This window comes from Gemmatimonadaceae bacterium (genome assembly GCA_035533755.1).
Classification (GTDB): Bacteria; Gemmatimonadota; Gemmatimonadetes; order Gemmatimonadales; family Gemmatimonadaceae; genus JAGWRI01.
Genome location: DATLTC010000038.1, coordinates 26240 through 46777 on the forward strand (window position 1 = coordinate 26240; position 20538 = coordinate 46777).

The window sequence follows — 20538 nt, forward strand, 5'->3', positions numbered from 1 at the left end:
CTCACCGCGGAATGACCAGCGTCCCCGACATCGCGTGGCCCTTGGGCCGCTGATCGGCCGTGAACAGATACGCGAATGGCTCCATCCGCGGCCCCTTCTCGTCGCATACCGCGAACGACGTCGGCCGATCGGGGTCGGCGCTCTGATACGCGCACGCCGCCGCGTACTCGCCCTTCTTGTTCACCGCGTAGTACTCGAGGTCGAAGTACGGCCGGCCGTGCTCGTCGAGCAGCCGCGCTTCCGTCATCGCGATCACCCGTTCCATCACCTGCATCACCGCCTGCTGCGGCGACATCCCCTGCCGCATGAACTCCACGGCCAGGAACGCCCCGCACACCTTCATGTTCGCCTCGCCGCGCCCCGTCGACCCCGCCGCCCCCACCGCGTTGTCGCAGTACTGGCCCGCGCCGATGATCGGCGAATCGCCCACCCGCCCCGGAATCTTCCACGACAGCCCGCTCGTCGTCGTCACCGAGGCGATGTCGCCGCTCGCCGTCACCGCGTTCATGTTGATCGTCCCGTAGGTGTGCGGCACGCCGTGCGCGTCGTAGAACACGTGCGCCGTCTGCACCTCGTCGTCGTCGCGGCCGCGCCCGCCGCCGCGCGCCGGCTGGCGCGACGGAAGGTTCAGCCAGTTGTCATCGGGATTGAGATCGGCCTTCCACCGCAGCCAGTCCTGCCGGCTCTTCTCGGTGAGCAGATTCTGCGGCTTGAACCCCATCTCGATCGCGAACTGCCGCGCGCCCCGGTCCACGAGGAAGATGTGGTCCGTGAAGTCCATCACCGCCTTGGCCACCGACGACGCCGTGGCGATGTCTTCGAGACACCCCACCGCCCCCGCCCGCTTGGTGGGCCCGTGCATGCACGACGCGTCCAGCTGCACCACGCCGTCCTCGTTCGGCAATCCGCCCAGCCCCACCGACTGATCGTCCGGGTTCAACTCCACGATGTTGACGCCGGCGATCACGGCATCGAGCGGATCGGCGCCCGCGGCGAGGAGATCGTACGCCACCTTGATCCCCTGCTTGCCGTTCTGGTCCTTGGTCAACCCGTTGCCCGCCGAGATGATCACCGGGCGGGAGGCCGGCGCGCCGCGCCGCGCGTCCGCGCGGTCGACGATCGACGAGAGCACCGGCTCGGCGCCGGCGATGTGCGGCAGCGCCAGGCCCGCCGCGGCCGCGGCCCCTGCGCCGATGAAATCACGACGGGAAATCGACACGGTTCCTCCTCACACGGTGGCATGAACAGCGGTCCCGGCAATTCTACGCCTTTTCGCGCCCGGATACGAGGGTCCGCCTGCCCCGTGCCCTCCCCGCGGGCTCGCGCTCGCTACCCAGCCTCCGGTGCCTGGGATACCTTACGAATCCTATGATTTCCAACGCCTGGCAGGAGCAGCTCGCGGGGATCCCCTTCTTCGAGAGCCTGCCCGATTCCCTCCGCTGGCAGCTCGTTCGCGCCGCCGTGCCCACCACGTACGAAGCCGGCGCGATGCTGTTCCGCGACGGCGACGCCCGCGACTTCTTCGCCGTCCTGCTCAGCGGCAGCGTGGCCATCGAACACGCCACCAGCGCCACCCCGCTGGCCACCCTCGGCGCCGGCGACGTGGTAGGTGAAGGCGCGCTGCTCGACGACTCGCCCCACGGCACCTCGGGGCGCGCCCTCGTCGCCACCGAAGCGCTCGTGTTCCACCGGGCGCGGTTCGAGCCGCTCCTCAAGGACTCGCCCGCCCTCCATGCGGCCCTCGTCACCCGCGCCGCCCGCGCCATCGCCCAGCGCCTCAAGGCCGCCGACGCCACCCTCGCCGGCCGCGGCCGCGCCATGGGATTCTCGGGCGGCGAGACCCGCCGGGAGCACGACCTCCTCGGCGACCGCGACGTGCCCGCCGAGGCGCTGTACGGCGTGCAGACGCTGCGCGCGCTGGAGAACTTCCCGATCACCGGCGTGCCGATCCGCGAATTCCCGTCGCTCGTCGACGCCATGGCCGCCGTGAAGTCGGCGGCCGCCCGCGCCAACGCCGACCTCGGGTTCCTGCCGCGCGACGTCGCCCAGGCGATCGACGACGCCGCGGGCGAGATCCGCGCCGGCCGTCACCATGAGCACTTCCTCGTGGACGCCATCCAGGGCGGGGCCGGCACCTCGACGAACATGAATGCCAACGAGGTCATCGCCAACCGCGCCCTGGAGCTGCTGGGCAAGCCCCGCGGCGACTACGCCGTGGTGCATCCCAACAACCACGTGAACCTCAGCCAGTCCACCAACGACGTCTATCCCACGGCGGTGAAGCTGGCCCTCCACACGAGCATCGACGGGCTCCGCGCCGCGATGCGCGAACTCGTGGACGCCTTCCTCGCCAAGGGCGAGGAGTTCGCGCCCCACATCAAAATGGGACGCACCCAGCTCCAGGACGCCGTCCCGATGACCCTCGGCCAGGAGTTCTCGGCGTTCGGCCACACCATTCTGGAGGACGTGGACCGCCTGGGCGAAGCGCAGGCCCTGATTCGCGAGATCAACATGGGCGCCACGGCCATCGGCACCGGGATCAACGCCCCGCCGGGCTACGCCGAAGCCGTGCGCGTCCACCTCTCGGCCATCACCGGCCTGCCGCTCATCACCGCCCCCGATCTGGTCGAGGCCACCTCGGATACCGGCTCCTTCGTGCAGCTGTCCGGCGTGCTCAAGCGCTGCGCCGTCAAGCTGTCCAAGATCTGCAACGACCTCCGCCTGCTCAGTTCCGGTCCGCGCACGGGCCTGGGCGAGATCAACCTGCCCGCCATGCAGCCAGGGTCGTCGATCATGCCCGGCAAGGTCAATCCGGTGATCCCCGAGGTGGTGAACCAGGTCTGTTTCGACGTCATCGGCGGCGACGTGACGGTGACCATGGCCGCCGAGGCGGGCCAGCTCCAGCTCAATGTGTTCGAGCCTGTCATCGCGTACCGGTTGCTGCGCAGCGTGGACACGCTGCGCAATGCGTGCGTGGTCCTGCGCGAGCGGTGCGTGACGGGGATCACCGCCAACCCCAAGCGCATGCGCGACTTCGTGGAACACTCCATCGGCATCGTCACCGCGCTCGTGCCGGTGATCGGCTACGAGCGGGCCACGCAGATCGCCAAGACGGCGCTCGACACCGGCCGTGGCGTCACCGAACTGGTGCTCGAACAGAAACTCCTCACCCGCGCACAGATCGACGAGATCCTCGATCCGGAGCGGATGACGGCTCCCCGAACCACCACGTCGTAGATCGGTTTTCACCTCGTTTCCGGTGTTGCTCCATGGCAGTACTCAAACTCGACGGTGCCGGTCAGGCCAAACTCAAGACGCTGGAAGAGGCTGCGGTGATCCTGCAGCGCATCCACGGGATGGTGGAGCAGTACGCCCTGGCCGTCAAACGGCAGACCCCCACGGGCACCTTCATGCAGAACCTCAAGCGGCAGCTCCCCGTCCTCGGCGGGCTGCTCAAGGGCCAGTTCGGCATGATCTCGGATCAGGTGTTTGCCATGCTCCTCTCCATCAGCCGCGGCTCCAGCGACCCGACGCGCATCCGGCAGATGCGCGAGGGCGTGGGCCAGATCAGCCAGGCGCTGGAGATCGCCACCAAACAGGTGATCGAGAAACACTCGTCGCCGGACGAAAAGGCCCCAGCACACGGGGACGGGTAGCGCTGCAGGCCGCTCACGGCGTCGGGGTCCGGCGTGGGACGGGGATCGAATCCCGATTCGCTTGATTTAGATTCCTTGAACCCATAGGTTGCCGAAGCTGTTTTTTCGCCCGCGCGCGCCCCATCCCCTGGGGCGCCTTGACCCCGTCGGTTCCAAGGACTTCGCATGGCCCCACATTTCCGCCCGCGCCGGCTGGCCACCGCCGCGCTGACGGCCGCGTTCGCAGTGCTGGTTGCTGCGTGCGCCCCTGCCCATCCCAACTCGATCTTCCACAATCACACGGACTTCAATCGGGACGTCGGGCACCTGTTCGACATCCTGATCGGGCTCGGGTCGTTCGTCTTCCTGTTCGTGGAGACGATCCTCGTCGTCACGCTCATCAAGTTCCGCAAGCGTGAAGGCCAGCCCGCCCCGGTGCACGTCCATGGGAATACGAAGCTCGAGATCCTCTGGACGGCCATCCCGGCGGTGATTCTCGCCGTCATCGCCGTGCCCACCGTGCGGACGATCTTCAAGACCGAAGCCCCGGCCACGGCCGACGCGCTCCAGGTCACCGTCACCGGGCATCAGTGGTGGTGGGAGTTCCAGTACCCGCAGTACGGCATCACCACCGCCAATGAGTTGTATCTGCCGATCGGCCGCAAGGTGAACTTCACCCTCAGGACGGCCGACGTGATCCACTCGTTCTGGGTACCCGAGCTGGGCGGCAAGCGCGACCTCATCTCCAACCACACCAACTATCTGTGGTTCACGCCGGACTCGGTCACCGAGGACGTGTTCAACGGATTCTGCGCCGAGTTCTGCGGCACGTCGCACGCCAACATGCGGTTCAAGGTGTTCACGGTGAAGCCTGCTGAATTCGCGGCGTGGGCCGCGCATCAGGAGCAGCCCGCCGTGTCGTTGATTCCCGACACCACCAAGGCCAAGCCGGGCGCCGTCGCGGCCAGGATGCCGGCGCCCACGGTGCAGGTGGCGCAGGCAGCGCCGGCCACGGAGAGCTTCGTGAGCTTCCCGCGGGCCGACATCCCCAAGTACGCGGTGCCGGAGACGCCGATCCCGGCCGGTATGACGTTCGATCAGTCGCTCAAGGGCGATCCGGTGGAGGGCCAGAAGCTGATCTCGGCGCCCACGAGCATGTGTCTCGCCTGCCACACCATCAAGGGCAACCCGATGATGCAGGCGGTGCTCGGCCCGAACCTCACGCACGTCGCCACCCGCACCACGATCGCCGGCGGCCTCTACCCGAACGACGCCCAACATCTCGAGCTGTGGATCAAGAACGCCCGCGTCATGAAGCCCGGCGTGATCATGAACACGCTGGGAGCAGGACAGATCGACCCCATGACGGGCAAGCCGACGGACGTCGGCAAACTGACCGATCAGCAGATCGCGGACATCGTCGCGTATCTGCAGACCCTGAAGTAGTCGCACGGAGACTCTGACGCATGGCAACCACTGCTGCCGCCCCGCCCTATGTTTCGACGCACGAGCCGTCCAACACGGGGATCTGGAGCTGGCTCACCACCGTTGACCACAAGCGCATCGGGGCTCTCTACCTCGTCACTGCGCTCACCTTCTTCATGATCGGCGGATTCGAAGCCGAGATCATCCGTGCCCAGTTGATGCACCCCAACGGGACGCTCGTCTCGGCGGACACGTACAACCAGCTGTTCACGATGCACGGCACGACGATGATCTTCCTCGCCGTCATGCCGCTGTCGGCCGCCTTCTTCAACTTCCTGATCCCGCTCCAGATCGGGGCCCGCGACGTCGCGTTCCCGCGGCTCAATGCGTTCAGCTACTGGGTCTATCTGTTCGGCGGGCTGTTCATCAACGCGTCGTGGCTCATCGGCGCCGCGCCCAACGGCGGGTGGTTCGGCTACGCGCCGCTCACCACCATGCAGTTCAACCCGGGCCTCAACATCGACTTCTGGGTGATCGGCCTCCAGATCCTCGGCGTCTCGTCGCTGGCCGCGGCGTTCAACTTCATCACCACGATCATCAACATGCGCGCCCCCGGCATGCAGCTCATGCGCATGCCGATGTTCACCTGGATGGCGTTCATCACGCAGTTCCTGCTCATCCTCGCGTTCCCGGTGATCACCGTCGCGCTGATCTTCCTCCAGTTCGACCGGTTCTTCGGCACCCAGTTCTACGAACTGGCCGCCGGCGCCGATCCGCTGCTCTGGCAGCACCTGTTCTGGATCTTCGGCCACCCCGAGGTCTACATCCTCATCCTGCCGGCCTTCGGCCTCGTGTCCGAAGTGCTCCCCACCTTCTCCGGCAAGCCGCTGTTCGGCTATCCGGTGATGGTGTACTCCGGCATGCTGATCGCCTTCCTCGGCTTCGGCGTGTGGGCCCACCACATGTTCGCCGTGGGATTGGGCCCGATCGCCGATTCGGTGTTCGGCGTGACCACGCTGCTCATCGGCATCCCCACCGGCGTGAAGATCTTCAACTGGATCTTCACCATGTGGGGCGGCAACGTGCGGTTCACGGTGGCGGCCAAGTTCGCCATCGGGCTCCTCGCGCTGTTCACGATCGGCGGCATCTCGGGCGTCATGCACGCCTCGCCGCCGGCCGACCTCCAGCAGACCGACAGCTACTTCGTGGTCGCCCACTTCCATTACGTGCTGTTCGGCGGCTCGATGATGGGCATCTTCGCCGGCATCTACTACTACTATCCCAAGATCACCGGCCGCCTGTTGAGCGAGAAGCTGGGCAACTGGCACTTCTGGCTCACCTTCGTGGGCATGAACCTGACGTTCTTCCCGATGCACTTCTCGGGACTCGCCGGCATGCCGCGCCGCATCTACCGCTACGATGCCGGCCAGGGCTTCGACATGTACAACCTCATCTCGTCGTACGGCGCGTACCTGCTCGGCTTCGCCACGCTGATCTTCATCTGGAACGCGCTGCGCAGCCGCAAGCACGGCGCCGTGGCCGGTCACAATCCGTGGAACGCGCCGTCGCTCGAATGGTCCATCCCGTCGCCGCCGCCCGACTACAACTTCGCCACGATCCCCACCGTGACCTCGCGTTACCCGCTCTGGGACCACAAGGGCGACGTGCACGAATTCCACGAAGGCGAGCCGATCAAGACGGCCCGGGAACTCGGCATTCCGATGCCGTTCCCCACCATCAAGCCGTTCTTCGTCGCCCTGTTCATGACGCTCATGTTCACCGGCCTGCTGTTCATCCACAAGCACAACATGCCGCTGGCGTACACGTTCATCTTCGGCGGTGCCGCCGCCATGGTCACGTCGCTGTACAGCTGGTTGCTCAGTCCCCTGGAGTAGCTGACCCCGGCGCGCCGGATTTCTCCGGCGCGCCGTTCCTCCGTCTCCCGCGCGCCGCACACCGCAATCCCCGGTTTCTTCAATGGCCAATCCTGCAGCAGCCGTCGAGCACCACGGGCATACGCCGACCACCACCGGCCTCGATCACCGCAAGGTGGCGATCTGGGCCTTCATCGGGTCGGAGTGCATGCTCTTCGCGTCGCTCATCTCCACCTACCTGATCTACAAGGGACGCAGCGTGGTCGGGCCGTTCCCGCACGAGGTCTGCAGCCCGCCGGTGTGCGATACGGTGATGAAGCCGATCCTCAACATCCCGGTGACTTCGGCGTCGACGTTCGTCCTCCTCATGTCCTCGCTCGCCATGGTGCTCGCCCTGGCCGCGGTCGAGAACGCCGACCAGCCCAAGCACACGCTCGGCGAACGGATCCTGGGCAGCTCCAAGCTGTGGCTGTTCATGACGGCCCTGCTCGGCACCACCTTCCTCGGGTTCCAGGCGTTCGAGTTCACGTCGTTCGTGCACGAAGGGCTCACCATCCGCACCAACCTGTTCGGATCGTCGTTCTTCACGCTCACCGGCTTCCACGGCGCCCACGTCACCGCCGGCGTGCTCTGGCTGCTCACCCTGCTCGCCATCGACTTCAAGCGCGGCCTCAAGCCCAAGGACGCCCTGATCGTGGACATCGCCGCGCTCTACTGGCACTTCGTGGACGTGGTCTGGATCGCGATCTTCACGCTCGTGTACCTCATTCACTGACCGGACCTCCAATGGCTCACGAACCCACGGCCGCCACCCACGTCGCCCACTCCGACCATGCCGCGATGGGCGAGGTCAAGGAGCACCCGACCTGGTCCGTCTACTGGAAGGTCGCCGTCATCCTCACGCTCATCACGGTGGGCGAAGTCTGGATCTACTACATCCCCAGCTTCGTCGCGTCCCACCTGTTCGTGCCCACCCTGCTCATCCTCTCGGCGATCAAGTTCGCGATCGTCGTCATGTTCTACATGCATCTGCGCTACGACCACCGGCTGTTCCGCGCCCTGTTCACGGGCCCGCTGATCATCGCCATGATCACGATCGTGGCGCTCCTGTTCCTGTTCGGACACCTCGCCATCCACCTGGCATGACGCGGCATTGACCCGCCCACGGCCGAAACACGCTCCGATCGCCAGCCAGGCGCCGCGTGAACGCCTGCTCTCGCTCGACGTGTTCCGCGGTCTCACCATCGCCGGCATGCTCCTCGTCAACACGCCGGGCACGTGGAGCGCCATCTACCCGCCGCTCGAACACGCGGCCTGGAACGGCTGGACCCCCACCGATCTCATCTTCCCGTTCTTCCTCTTCATCGTCGGGATCACCACCGAGATCTCACTCGCCGCCCGCCGCGCGCGCGGCGACGACGAATCGGCCGTCGTCCGCCAGATCCTACGCCGCGGCGGGCTGATCTTCCTGTTCGGATTCCTCCTCAACGGCGTGCCCTTCTTCACCTGGACCGCCATCCCGGGAGTGCCCGACCCCACGTTCCTGCAGCGCGTGGTCGACCGCCTGTACGATTGGCGCCTCCTCGGCGTGCTCCAGCGCATCGGACTGGCCTACATCGCGGCCGGCCTCATCTCGCGCCGCGCGTCGGCCAAGCAGATCGTCGGTGCCGTTGCCGGCATCCTCTTCGCCTACTGGTTCGTCCTCACCTGCCTCCCCGTGCCCGGCACCCATGGCACGATCGGCGCCCTGCTGCTCGATCGCCCCGACGCCACGATGGCCGCGTGGTGGGACCGCTATCTCCTCGATTGGACCCGTTTCGGCCTCGGCAATCATACCTGGCCCGGCAGCGTCACCTGGGACCCGGAGGGCTTCTTCTCCACCATCCCCGCCGTGGCGTCGTGCCTGCTCGGCAACCTCGCCGGCCGGTGGATCGCGCAGAGGGAGCGCCCACTCCTCGATCGCGTGAGCGCGCTGTTCGCCGTGGGAGCGCTCGGTATGATGGCGGGCCTCATGTGGAACTGGGCCCTGCCCATCAACAAGAATCTGTGGACCAGCTCCTACGTGCTGTTCACGGCCGGCATGGCCTGCGTTGCCCTGGCCACGATCATGTGGATCGTGGATGTACGCGGCGTCACCTGGTGGACCAGACCCTGGGTCACATACGGCCTCAACCCGATGGCCGCGTACGTGGGCTCGTTCTTCATGGCCCGCATGACGTATTCCGTCCTCTCCGTGTCGTACGGCGGCCGTTCCATGCCGCTGCAGGAAGCGGTCTTTCGCGCCCTGTTCCTGTCGTGGGCTTCGCCGGTCAACGCATCCCTCGCCTTTGCCGTCGCTTTTGTGTTACTCTGGTACGGAATCCTTGTCCTACTAGAGAGGCGGCATATCATCCTGAAGGTGTGACCGGACCGGTCCGAATCCTCTCTCACGTGCCAACGCTGTCATGAAGCTTGCCATCACCCTGATATCGATCTTCACCGGCGCGGCGGTCGCCCTCGCGGCCCACGGTCCGGCCGCTCCGTCGCCGAGCGCGCCACCCGCCGCCCCGCCGCCGATCCGCGCCGAGGCGCCCGCCGTCACGCCCGCGCACCTCGGCGTTCCATTCACCGTTCCCGGCCGCGCCACCACGCGGCGGATTCCCGGGCGGTCGCGCCCGATCGCGCCCCGCGGCGTGCCGGCGCTCGATGCCGATCTCGCCGATCTGCTCACCAGCAAGGTGCGCACCGGGCGATGGGGCGCCATCGTCGTCTCGCTCACCCGCGGCGACACGCTGTTCCAGCGCGGCGCCGATGCCCTCATGCAGCCCGCATCGACGCTCAAACTGTTCACCACCGGACTCGCGTTCGATCGGTTCGGCCCCAGCTACCAGATCGGCACCGACGTTCTGCGCGACACCGCGATGCAGCCGGACGGCACGCTCCCGGGCAGCCTCTATCTGCGCGGCGGCGGCGATCCGTCGCTCTCCACGCGGTTCCTCGGCGCCACCGGTTCGCCGATGGACAACCTGGCCCGCGCCATCGCCGCCACCGGCCTCAAACGCGTCAAGGGCGACATCGTGGCCGACGCCAGCGCGTTCGTCGATCAGCCCATCCCCGATGGCTGGAAGCGGCGCTACCTCGCCGCGGCATACGCCGCGCCCGTGTCGGCGCTGTCGCTCAACGAGAACGTCGTGTGGGTCGCCGTCTCACCCGGGCCGCGCCGCGCCACGATCGCGCTCGAGCCCGCCACCACGGCCTACGCCATCGCCAATCACGTCACGCTGCGTCCCGGCAGTCGCGGAGGCGCCATCTCGGTGCGCCGCCTCACCGACACCACGCTGGACGTGCGCGGATGGATCGGCACCCGGGCGTCCACCGAGCGGTACTCGATCGTGGCCAACGATCCGCCGCGGTTCGCTGCCGGCGCGCTCCGTGCCTCGCTCGCCGCGCTCGGCATCACCGTGGACGGCGAACTGCGCGAGGGCGTCACGCCGGCCTCGGCCACGCCGGTGGCGTCCATCGAGTCCCCACCGCTCGCCGAGATCATCTCGCAGATGAACCGCGAGAGCATCAACCACGTCGCCGAGCTGCTGTTCCGCGATGCGTCGCGCGTCTCGGCGCCCGATCACATCGGCTCGGTGGAAGCCGGAGAGGCGGCGCTCCGCCAGTTTCTGTGGACCAAGGTCGGCGTGCCCGGCACCGACGTGCGGGTGGCCGACGGCAGCGGGCTCTCGGTGCGCGACTCGGTCACGCCCCGCGCCATGGTCCACCTCCTCGCCTACGCCAACCGCGCCCCCTGGTCCTCGGCCTTCCACTCGTCGCTCCCCGTAGCCGGCGAGTCGGAATTGCTCAAGGCCCGCATGCGGCGCACGCCGGCGCAGGGCAACCTGCACGCCAAGACCGGCACCACCAATACGGTGGCCTCGCTGGCCGGCTACGTCACCGCCGAGGACGGCGAGATCCTCGCCTTCGCGCTCATCTACAACGGCGGCGATCGCTGGAACGCCCGCGCCGCCATGGACAAGATGGGCGCCGCGCTCGCGGCCTTCTCCAGAAACTGAACGCGGGGCCGTCGCCCACGGCCCCGCGCGCACCAGGCGGCGATCGAGTAGCTTCGATCGCCGCCGGTTCGTTTCGCGCCACTCAGGACGAGATCGTCCGGATATTGATCCCGCGCTTCTTCAACTCGGCAATATAGGGCTCGGCCGGCATCGCCTCGTCCGGCGTACGCACCCCCAGCGCCGTGACCTGTCCCCGAACCTGCATCAGGCCCGTGATTGACAGCGAGTAGCCCGTGGTGCGCTCCATGGCGCTGATCCCGTGCGCCTCGTCGTAGCGATCCACCAACTCCCATTCCATCGTCTTCGGCTTCCCACCCTTGGTTCCCGACACGATCACGCGCAGCGCCACGAGGTCCTTGCTCTCCGGCATCGTGAGGCGCGGGCCCATCGCCGCCACCGCCACGTCGCGCGGCGCCACCTTCACCCCCTTCACGTCGATCGGCTCCTGCTCCAGCAGCCCGAGATCGCGAATCGCTTCCATGATCTGCGCATGCCCGGGATACCGCAGGGTCTTGTACTCCATGGTCGGGATCTTGCCCTCGTACCGGAACGCCATCGTCGACAGCCCGCCCGCCGTGTGGAACGCCTCCAGCGTCCCGATCGGCGCCGCGAACTGCACGGCCTCCCGCTCCGAGAGCGCCTTCACCTGCGTGCGCTTGGCGTTCCGCAGCACCCACGACAGGGTGGTGTAGTAATCCAGCACCCCTTCCAACGAATAGACGATCTGGTAGTTGAGCGGCGCCTGCGGGTGCTGCGGCAGCCCGCCGACGAAGATCTTCACCGCGTCCACGCGGTCGAGCTGCCGGATGCCGTGCTCGGCCAGGATGTTCACCATCCCCGGCGCCAGCCCGCAATCGGGCATCACCGAGATCTTCTTGCGGGTCGCCTCGGCGTCGAGCGTCTTCTGTCGGGACACGATCTCGGTGTTGCCGCCGAGATCCGCGAAGTGCACGCCGGCCTCCACCGCGCATTCGGCCATCTCGAAGTTGAAGTAGTACGGAATCGCGCTCATCACCGCGTCGCATCCCTTCATCGCGGCCACCACGGCCGCGCGATTGCGCACGTCCAGCGTCGTGGGCTTGAGCTTGCCGCCCGATGCCTTGGTCAGGAAGGCGGGCAGGTCGTCCACGTGCAGGTCGGCGATGCGGACTTCGGTCACTTCGGGATCCTGCAACAGATCATAGGCACAGGCGGAGCCCTGAAGCCCGGCGCCGAGAACGAGCATCTTCATGCGTTAACACCTCCAAAGATCGGTACACAAATGTTGTATTATTCAAAGCTAACCGCTCATGACGGGCGGTGTGATGCGAGCCCGCATCCGAATGGGGAGCGCATGCCTCACCTTTCCGGACACCATCATGCCAGACACTTCCACCGACTGGCGCGCCCATCTCGTCGAGGATGACGACGGCATCCGCCGCATCATCGAGCAGACGCACCGCATCGCCGTCCTCGGCATCAAGACGCCGGAGTCGGATCAATCGGCGTACCACGTGCCCGAGTACCTGCAGAAGTCAGGGTTCGAGATCGTGCCCGTCCCGGTGTACTATCCCGACGTCACCGAGATTCTCGGCCAGCGCGTGTATCGCACGCTCGCGGCCATTCCGGGTCCGGTCGATCTCGTGGACGTGTTCCGCCGTCCCAAGGACATTCCGGCGCACCTGGACGACATCATCGCCAAGCGGCCGAAGGCCGTGTGGTTCCAGCAGGGCATTCGCAACGACGATGCCGCCGAGCGCCTGGCCCGCGAGGGCATCGACGTCGTGCAGGACCACTGCCTGATGATCGAAGTACGGCGCATCGGACGCTGAGTCCGTGCGCCGCGGGCGCGGCGCGCCTCAGCGCACGTCGATGCGCGCCAACAGCGAGCCGTCGGGATCGGCCACGACGCTCACGGGGGGCGACGCGAGCCGCAGCGGCATCGCGGCCCGCGTGTCGGCCGATGCCGGCAGCTGGATGGTGACCCGCTGTGCGCGGCCGTCCGCGCTGCGGAATTCCAGCGTGAGCGGCACGCGGTAGTATCCGAACCGGTCGCCCTGCGCCACATCCACGTCCACGGCGTGCGCCGCCGCGTCGTAGTGCCAGGTGACCGTCAGCTCCGGATACCCCGGCCGGCGCAGCCACTGGTCAAAGAACCAGCCCAGCCGACGCCCCGACGCGTGTTCCAGCGCCCGCTGCAGGTCGCCCGAGTCCACGTTGCCGAATTCGTGCGCATGGAAGTAGCGGCGCAACCCGCGAAAGAACGCGCTGTCGCCCAGTGTGCGGCGCAGCATGTGGAGCACGAACCCGCCCTTCTGGTAGCTGTTCGCGTCGAGCAGCGCCATGAGGTTCGTTTCCGCCGTGTCGATCACCGGCCGCGTGGCCACGCGCGCGTCGTTCAGCACACGGCGCCGGATGCCGCTCATCGTCGCGCGGAACACGCTGTCGCCGTGCGCGTGCCCCTCCCACAGCGCCGAGAAGTACGTGGCGAACCCTTCCGAGAGCCAGAGATCCGGCCAGTCGCGCTCGGTCACGGCGTCGCCGAACCACTGGTGCGCCGTCTCGTGCGAGATCAACGCGTCGTTCATCGTGTGCCGTCGGAACTCGCCGTCGGCGTAGAAGATCTCGCTCGCGTTCTCCATGCCGCCGAACCGCGTGGACGACTGCAGGTGCGCGAGCTTCTCGAACGGGAACGGCGCGATGAGCCGCGAGAAGAAGGTCACGATGCTGTCGGCGGCACTGAACGGCCCCGGCATCCACGCCGCCTGCTCGGGCGCCGTGTACACCATCTGCGGCACGCAGCGCGCCACGCTCCCATAGCCGCACGCCGTGTTGCCGAGCGGCGTCTCCACCAACGGCGCCGCGGCGATGACCATGAGGTACGTGGCGATCGGCCGGATCTCGTTCCATCGCGTCACCTGCCGCGCGGCGCCCCCGGGCGCGAGCGGCGGCGCCGGCGTCGTGCCCGACGTGGTCCCGTTGGCCACCACCGTCTCGCTCACCGGCGCGCTCACCGTCCACGACACCGTGGCCTTGTCGCTCGGATGGTCCACTGTCGGCAGCCAGTGGCGCGCCCGATTGGGCCAGTTGTCGCCAAAATACGTCCACCGCCCAGCGCTGTCCTGGCGAATGATCAGGCCGTCGTCGGGCCGGCCCCCGTACGATACGTCCACGCGCAGCGTGTCCCGCGCGCCGCGCGGCAGCGGCACCAGGATCCGGTCGGCGGTGCGTGTTGCCTGCACCCGACGGCCGTCCACCTCGACACTGTCCACACCCAGGCCGATCAGATTCAGCGTCAACGTGTCGGCCGGCGCACCACGCGCCACGGTGATCGCCGCGTCGCCGTGGAATGTGGCCCCGCTGTCGGGCAGGGTGATCGCGAACGCGTAGTGCAGCACGTCCAGCGCGGAGCGCGGTCGCGTCTGCTGGGCGCCGAGCCCGGAGGCCAGCACGACGGCGGCCACACATCCCAACGGCATTCTCATCGTCCGAATAGTCTCCCCATCAGGCCGTTGTCCGCGGCGCCCGCGTCGCCTCCGCCCGCGGCGCCCAGCGCCTCGGCGAATGCCAACGCCGTCTGATACCGGTCGTCCGGGTTGCGCGCCATCGCCTTGAGCAACACCTGCTCCACCGCTTCGGGAAGGTTCAGATCGGGACGCATCTTGCGCAGCGCGATCGGCTCACTGCGCAGCCGGGCGATCATCATCTCCTGCTGCGTGCGGCCCTGGAAGGGCAGCCGGCCGGTGAGCATCTCGTAGGTGAGCAGCGCCAGCGAATAGATGTCGGTGCGCGCATCGAGCGGCTTGCCGCGCAACTGCTCGGGGCTCATGAACTCCGGCGTGCCGAGGATGATCCCGGTGGCGGTGAGCTTCTGCAGCTCCGCGCCGGCGCGGCGCTCCTTGGCCAGTCCGAAGTCCATCACCACGGCGTAGTCGGTGCCGTCCGGCCGCTTGCACACCATGATGTTCTCGGGCTTGAGATCGCGATGCACGATCTTCAACTCGTGCGCCACCTGTAGCCCGGCCGCCATGTCCTTCACCAGCCGCACTGTGTCGTCCACCGGGATGTGACCCAACCGGTTGTTGCGGTCGGACAGGATCTCTCCCTCGACAAACGGCATCACCACGTACACCAGGCCGTCCTCCGTCTCGCCCATCCGCATGATGTGGCAGACGTTCGGATGCGCCAGGCGCATGCCCAGGCTGGCTTCCCGCTTGAGGCGCGCCATGGCGTTGGTGTCCTGCGACAGCGCCGCCGAGAGCACCTTGATCGCGCACCGTTGCTGCGATGTGGCGTCGGAGGCCAGATACACGAACGACATGCCGCCCTCGCCCACCTTGCGCTCCACCCGGTACCGGCCGTCGAGCACGCGGCCGATGAGCCCGGCGCCGCTGGCCGCGGACTCGCCGGGCGGGCGCGACGGCGTGGCCGTGGCCCGCGTGTCGGCCACGGCGGCGTCCGGCTTGGCGATCAGCCGCGTGCCGTCCTTGGTGCAGAATTGGGCGTCATCCGGATAGTCGGTCCGGCAGCTGGGGCAACGCTTCATGGGCAAAAGGTGCGCCCGGACCGGGGCCGCGTCAAATGACCCCGCTAACCGTGGGCGCCGCCGAGCAACGCCTGGAGACCGGCCCAGTCCACATTGCCGCCGCTCAGGACGGCCACCACCGGCCCCTGGACACGCACCGCGCCGGCCATCAACGCCGCGATCGTGATTGCGCCGCTCGGCTCCGCCACCAGCTTCGCGCGATCGATCAACAAACGCACCGCGTCGCGCATCGCCGCGTCGTCCACGGTCACCACGTCGTCCACGTAGCGCTGGTGGTGCGCAAACGGCAGTTGGCCGATTTCCACGGCCAGCAGCCCGTCGGCGATGCTCTGCGTGCGTTCCAGCCGCACCGGCCGCACGGCGGCGCGGGCGCGCGTCAACTTGGGAGCGCCCGCCGGCTCCACACCGATCACGCGCACGTGCGGCGCCGTGAGCTTCACGGCCGCAGCCACGCCGGCGCTCAACCCGCCACCACCCACCGGCACCAGCACCGTGGCCACGTCGGGGAGTTGCGCCGTGATCTCCAGCCCGATCGTGCCCTGGCCGGCGATGATCGTCGGATCATCGTACGGCGGCACCAGGGTGGATCCTTCGGCACCCGCGATCTCCTCGGCGCGGGCCATGCGGTCGGCCGTCGTCGTGCCGGCGAGCTCGATGCGCGCCCCCAGGCGCTCGGCGCCGGCGCGCTTGGCGGCCGTCACCGTCGTCGGCATGACCACCGTGGCCGGCACGCCGAACAGCCGCGCCGCCAGCGCCACCGCCTGCGCGTGGTTCCCCGACGACGGGGCGATCACGCCGCGCGCGCGGGCGGCGGCGGACAGATTCGCGAGATAGTTGTACGCGCCGCGAAACTTGAACGCCCCCCCCCGCTGGAGCATCTCCGGCTTGAGCCAGACGTCGGCGTCCACCGCCCCCACCAGTCCGTCGAACGGCAGCAGCGGCGTGCGCACCGCCACCGGAGCCAGAATCGCCGCCGCGCGTTCGAGGTCGTCCAGCGTCACCAGCCGCGCTTCGGGCGGCGCCTGGGCCGCGCGCGTCACGAGTACACGCGATCGCGGCCGGCCGTCTTCGCCTTGTAGAGCGAGCGGTCGGCCTCGTGCAGCAGGACGTCGGGAGAGATGGGATCGGTGCCGCGGGCCAACGCCACCCCGATCGACACCGTGGCCGACACCGGCGTGCTCTCGGTGCCGAACGCGAATTCCCGCACCTTGTGCAGCAGCCGGTCGGCGAACACCACGGCCCCTTCCCACCCCGTGTCCGGCAGCACCACCACGAACTCGTCGCCCCCCAGCCTGGCCACGGTGTCGGTGTCCCGCGCCGTGGCCTTCATGATGCCCGCCAACTGCTGGAGCACGACGTCGCCCACCGGATGCCCGCGGGTGTCGTTGACCTTCTTGAAATGGTCGAGGTCGATCGCCACCACCGCCACATGCGACCCCCGCCGCTTGGCCAGGCGCCAGTCGGCGCGCAGCCGATTCTCCAGGGCGCGGCGGTTCACGCACCCGGTGAGCGGATCACTGCCGATCTGCTCGGCGAACCGGTCGCGCATCGCCTCGAAACTCCGGGCGAGCAGCGTGAGGTCGTCGGGGTGCGAGGCCCGCGTCGCGGCGAGCTTGGTGGTGATCTCCCCTTCCTCCACCAGCTTGCAGAACAGCCGCAATTCATCCATGCGCTCGCGGAAGCTGCCGAGCACGTACAGCATCACGCCGCCCGCCAGGAGGAAGACCACGGTATTCAGCGCCACCTGATCCAGCGTGGCCCGCGGCCCCGCCAGGAACGGCGGGACCACCCGCTCCATCAACACGTAGACCACGGCGGTGAGCAGCATGGTGTATGCCCCCAACCACCGGCCGAAGTAGAACACCGACAGCTGGATGGCCAGCAGGCCGATGAGCAGCATGCGGTGGTGCACCTGCCCCGAGCTGGCAAAGTAGAAGAACGCCGCCGTGACGCCGATGTCGGCCGTCACGAGCACGCCGGGAAGGAAGGGATGAAGGACGCCGCGTTCGGAGCGCTTCACGCGCCATGACGCCACGAGGACCGTAGCCACGTACGCGCCCGCCGCCAGCAACGTGGGCACGAGGGCCGCGTCCTGGGGGGCGGCGCCGAACAGCAGGGCCACCAGCAGCGCCAGCAACACGCCGAGATACCGCACCCACCGCTGCCACAGGATCGCCTCGCCCTGGGCGTCGGCCCGCGCATGGCGGAGCGCGTCGGCAAGATCGGCCCGGTCGTGCAACGAGTCGCGCACGACCTCGAGCGAGGTGGAGCTGCGGCGTTTCGGCTTGACGGCGGGGGGGCTGGTGGGCATCGATTAGAGTCGTTAACGCGCTAAGGTACCGCCCCCCCGCCGCGCGGTAAAGCGCATCGGCCGGATATCCGCTACTCCTCGTCCCCGGCCACCACCGGCTCCTCCGACTCGTCGCCCACGCCCTCCTCTTGATCGTCCGGCACCACCCGGGCCACGTCGCGCACCAGATCGCCGCCGTCGAGATCCACCAGCCGCACGCCCTGCGTGTTGCGGCCGGCCACCCGGATCCCCTTCACCGGCATGCGGATGATCATCCCGTTCGACGTGATCAACATCAACTCGTCGTCGGGCAGCACTTCCTTGATGCTCACCGCCACGCCCGTCTTCTCGGTGCGGTGCACGGTGATGATCCCCCGGCCCCCGCGGTGCTGCACGCGGTACTCGTCGATCGGCGAGCACTTGCCCATGCCCTTCTCGGTCACCACCAGCAGATTCGCCTCGCGCTTGACCACCACCATGCCGATCAGCGCGTCGTCGTCGCCGAGCTCGATGCCCTTCACGCCGGTGGTGTCACGCCCCATCGCGCGCACGTCGCTCTCGTGGAACCGGATCGACAGCCCATGGCGCGTGGCGAGCACGATGTCGTTGTTGCCGTCGGTCACCTGCACGTCGATCAGCTCGTCGCCGTCCTCGATCTTGATGGCCTTGAGCCCCGTGGTCCGCGGATTCGCGTACTGCGACAACGCCGTCTTCTTCACCGTGCCCAGGCGCGTGGCGAAGATCAGGAACTTGCTCTCCGGGAACTCCCGCACCGGCATCATCGCCTGGATGCGCGTTTCCGGTGAGACGCTGATCATGTTCACCACCGGCTTGCCCTTGGCGGCACGGCCGGCCTGCGGGATCTCGTGCACCTTGAGCCAGAACACGCGACCGTCGTCGGTGAAGAACAGCAGGTAGTCGTGCGTGGACGCGATGAACAGGTGCTCCACGAAATCCTCGTCCTTCAGCGTCGTCCCCGTCCCCCCCTTGCCGCCCCGGCGCTGCCGCCGGTAGGTGGACACCGCCGTCCGCTTGATGTAGCCGGAGTGCGAGATCGTGACCACCATGTCCTCCTCGGCGATCAGATCCTCGACCGTGAACTCGCCCTCGTCGCTCGTGATCTCGGTGCGCCGGTCGTCGCCGAACTTGTCGGCCACGCGCACCAGCTCCTCCTTCATCATCGACATCCGCTTGGGCTTGGACTCGAGGAGCATCCGCAGCTCCTTGATCGTGGCCTGCACTTCCTGCAACTCCTCTTCCAGCTTCTCGATCTCGAGGCCGGTGAGCTTGGCCAGGCGCATATTGAGGATCGCCTCGGCCTGCCGCTCCGAGAGCTTGAACCGCCGCTGCAACTGCGCGCTCGCCGCCGGCGTATCCTCCGCCGCGCGGATGACCTTGATCACCTCGTCGATGTTGTCGACCGCGATCTTGAGGCCTTCCAGGATGTGCTCGCGCTCCAGCGCCTTGTCGAGCTCGAACTGCGCCCGGCGCACGATCACATCGTGCCGGTGCGCGATGTAATGCTCGAGCACCTCCAGCAGCGGCATCACCTTCGGCACCAGGCTGCCCGTGGCGGGATCCGGCACCAGCGCCAGCATGATCACGCCGAACGTGGACTGCAGCGCCGTATGCTTGTAGAGCTGGTTGAGCACCACGCGCGGGATCGCATCCCGCTTGAGTTCGATCACGATCCGCAACCCCTCGCGATCCGACTCGTTGCGCAGGTCGCTGATCCCCTCGAGCTTCTTGTCCCGCACCAGCGACGCGATGTCCTCGAGCAGCTTGGCGCTGTTCACCTGGTACGGAATCTCCGTGACCACGATCTGCGCCTTGTTCGAGGATTCCTTCTCCTCGATCACCGCCCGGGCCCGCATCACGATCCGGCCGCGGCCCGTCTCCTGGTAGTCCTTGATGCCCTGCCGGCCGTAGATGAACCCCGCCGTCGGGAAGTCCGGCCCCTTGATGAACCTCCGGATGTCGGTCGGCGTCGCGTCGGGATTCTCGATCAGGTGCAGGATGGCCGCCACCACTTCGCGCAGATTGTGCGGCGGGATGTTGGTCGCCATGCCCACCGCGATGCCCGACGACCCGTTCACCACGAGGTTCGGAACGCCCGACGGCAACACCGACGGCTCCTGCAGCCGGTCGTCGAAGTTGGGCACGAAGTCGACCGTGTTCTTGTCGATGTCGGCCAGCATCTCCATCGCGATCGGCGTCAGACGGGCTTCGGTGTACCGGTAGGCCGCCGCCGGATCGCCTTCCACCGATCCGAAGTTCCCCTGGCCGTCGATCAGCGGGTTGCGCAGCGAGAAGTCCTGCACCATGCGCACCAACGCGTCGTACACGCTCGAGTCGCCGTGCGGGTGATACTTGCCGAGGACGTCGCCGACCACGGTGGCCGATTTCTTGTACGGGCGCCCCGGCACCAACCCCAACTCGTTCATCGCGTAGAGCACGCGCCGATGCACCGGCTTGAGACCGTCGCGTACATCGGGCAACGCACGCGACACGATCACGCTCATCGAATAGTTGATGAACGACTCTTTGATCTCGTCGTCGATCAGACGGGGAAGGATCCGTTCGCGATTGTTCGGAGCGGTCATTTTGGGCGTCGGGGAAGGGGCAAAAATCGGCCGGACGATGACCCCGGAAGATAAATGTTTGAGGGCCGAAAATCAACCGATAGCAGCTAGCGTAAGTCGCTATTTCACTTCGCTTTACAAAGAGGGCCCCGGACGTCTGTCCGAGG

16 protein-coding genes are annotated in these 20538 nt (G+C 67.6%); 9 read left to right on the forward strand and 7 right to left on the reverse strand.

From position 1 onward, the window contains the following. Position 1: 1 nt before the first annotated feature. Positions 2 to 1219: a N(4)-(beta-N-acetylglucosaminyl)-L-asparaginase gene (locus tag VNE60_06120; GenBank protein ID HVB31088.1), complete on the reverse strand. Its 1218-nt coding sequence runs from the start codon at positions 1217 to 1219 to the stop codon at positions 2 to 4. Between the two features lie 149 nt (positions 1220 to 1368). Between VNE60_06120 and aspA the strand changes: the two genes are divergently transcribed. The 8 genes from aspA to dacB all read left to right on the forward strand — a co-directional run bounded on the left by aspA (position 1369) and on the right by dacB (position 10974). Further along, positions 1369 to 3237, forward strand: coding sequence for an aspartate ammonia-lyase (gene aspA / locus VNE60_06125; GenBank protein HVB31089.1), 1869 nt, complete (start codon positions 1369 to 1371; stop codon positions 3235 to 3237). Between the two features lie 32 nt (positions 3238 to 3269). Further along, on the forward strand, positions 3270 to 3656 hold the full coding sequence (locus VNE60_06130) for a hypothetical protein (GenBank protein ID HVB31090.1): 387 nt from the start codon (positions 3270 to 3272) through the stop codon (positions 3654 to 3656). 165 nt (positions 3657 to 3821) lie between these two features. Continuing rightward, positions 3822 to 5081 carry a cytochrome c oxidase subunit II gene (gene coxB / locus VNE60_06135; protein ID HVB31091.1) on the forward strand — a complete coding sequence of 420 codons (1260 nt, stop codon included), beginning with the start codon at positions 3822 to 3824 and terminating at the stop codon, positions 5079 to 5081. A gap of 20 nt (positions 5082 to 5101) precedes the next feature. Further along, complete coding sequence (gene ctaD / locus VNE60_06140) at positions 5102 to 6955, forward strand: cytochrome c oxidase subunit I (GenBank protein HVB31092.1); 1854 nt, start codon at positions 5102 to 5104, stop codon at positions 6953 to 6955. An 82-nt stretch (positions 6956 to 7037) separates the two neighbouring features. Further along, a complete protein-coding gene (locus VNE60_06145; GenBank protein HVB31093.1) occupies positions 7038 to 7709 on the forward strand; it encodes a cytochrome c oxidase subunit 3 in 672 nt (223 codons plus the stop codon). An 11-nt stretch (positions 7710 to 7720) separates the two neighbouring features. Next, on the forward strand, positions 7721 to 8080 hold the full coding sequence (locus tag VNE60_06150) for a cytochrome C oxidase subunit IV family protein (GenBank protein ID HVB31094.1): 360 nt from the start codon (positions 7721 to 7723) through the stop codon (positions 8078 to 8080). 7 nt (positions 8081 to 8087) lie between these two features. Next, the gene (locus tag VNE60_06155) at positions 8088 to 9338 is read left to right on the forward strand and encodes a DUF5009 domain-containing protein (protein ID HVB31095.1); all 1251 of its coding nucleotides are present in this window, start codon (positions 8088 to 8090) and stop codon (positions 9336 to 9338) included. Between the two features lie 40 nt (positions 9339 to 9378). Beyond that, on the forward strand, positions 9379 to 10974 hold the full coding sequence (gene dacB / locus VNE60_06160; protein HVB31096.1) for a D-alanyl-D-alanine carboxypeptidase/D-alanyl-D-alanine-endopeptidase: 1596 nt from the start codon (positions 9379 to 9381) through the stop codon (positions 10972 to 10974). Between the two features lie 82 nt (positions 10975 to 11056). Here dacB and VNE60_06165 read toward each other — a convergent pair whose 3' ends face one another. Next, on the reverse strand, positions 11057 to 12205 hold the full coding sequence (locus tag VNE60_06165) for a saccharopine dehydrogenase C-terminal domain-containing protein (GenBank protein HVB31097.1): 1149 nt from the start codon (positions 12203 to 12205) through the stop codon (positions 11057 to 11059). A 127-nt stretch (positions 12206 to 12332) separates the two neighbouring features. Here VNE60_06165 and VNE60_06170 point away from each other — a divergent pair, with 127 nt between their 5' ends. Further along, entirely contained in the window at positions 12333 to 12785 is a 453-nt protein-coding gene (locus VNE60_06170; GenBank protein ID HVB31098.1) for a CoA-binding protein, read from the forward strand. A gap of 27 nt (positions 12786 to 12812) precedes the next feature. Here the strand turns inward: VNE60_06170 and VNE60_06175 are convergent, their stop codons facing one another. The 5 genes from VNE60_06175 to gyrA form a co-directional block, all read right to left on the reverse strand. After that, entirely contained in the window at positions 12813 to 14432 is a 1620-nt protein-coding gene (locus VNE60_06175; GenBank protein HVB31099.1) for a M1 family metallopeptidase, read from the reverse strand. Positions 14433 to 14434: 2 nt separating this feature from the next. Continuing rightward, entirely contained in the window at positions 14435 to 15499 is a 1065-nt protein-coding gene (locus VNE60_06180; GenBank protein HVB31100.1) for a serine/threonine-protein kinase, read from the reverse strand. A 44-nt stretch (positions 15500 to 15543) separates the two neighbouring features. After that, the gene (locus tag VNE60_06185; GenBank protein HVB31101.1) at positions 15544 to 16539 is read right to left on the reverse strand and encodes a threonine/serine dehydratase; all 996 of its coding nucleotides are present in this window, start codon (positions 16537 to 16539) and stop codon (positions 15544 to 15546) included. Next, positions 16536 to 17810: a GGDEF domain-containing protein gene (locus tag VNE60_06190; protein HVB31102.1), complete on the reverse strand. Its 1275-nt coding sequence runs from the start codon at positions 17808 to 17810 to the stop codon at positions 16536 to 16538. The genes VNE60_06185 and VNE60_06190 overlap by 4 nt, the downstream gene beginning before the upstream one ends. A 71-nt stretch (positions 17811 to 17881) precedes the next feature. After that, positions 17882 to 20392 (reverse strand): DNA gyrase subunit A, encoded by a 2511-nt coding sequence (gyrA, locus tag VNE60_06195; GenBank protein HVB31103.1) that lies wholly within the window; start codon positions 20390 to 20392, stop codon positions 17882 to 17884. Positions 20393 to 20538: the final 146 nt, after the last annotated feature.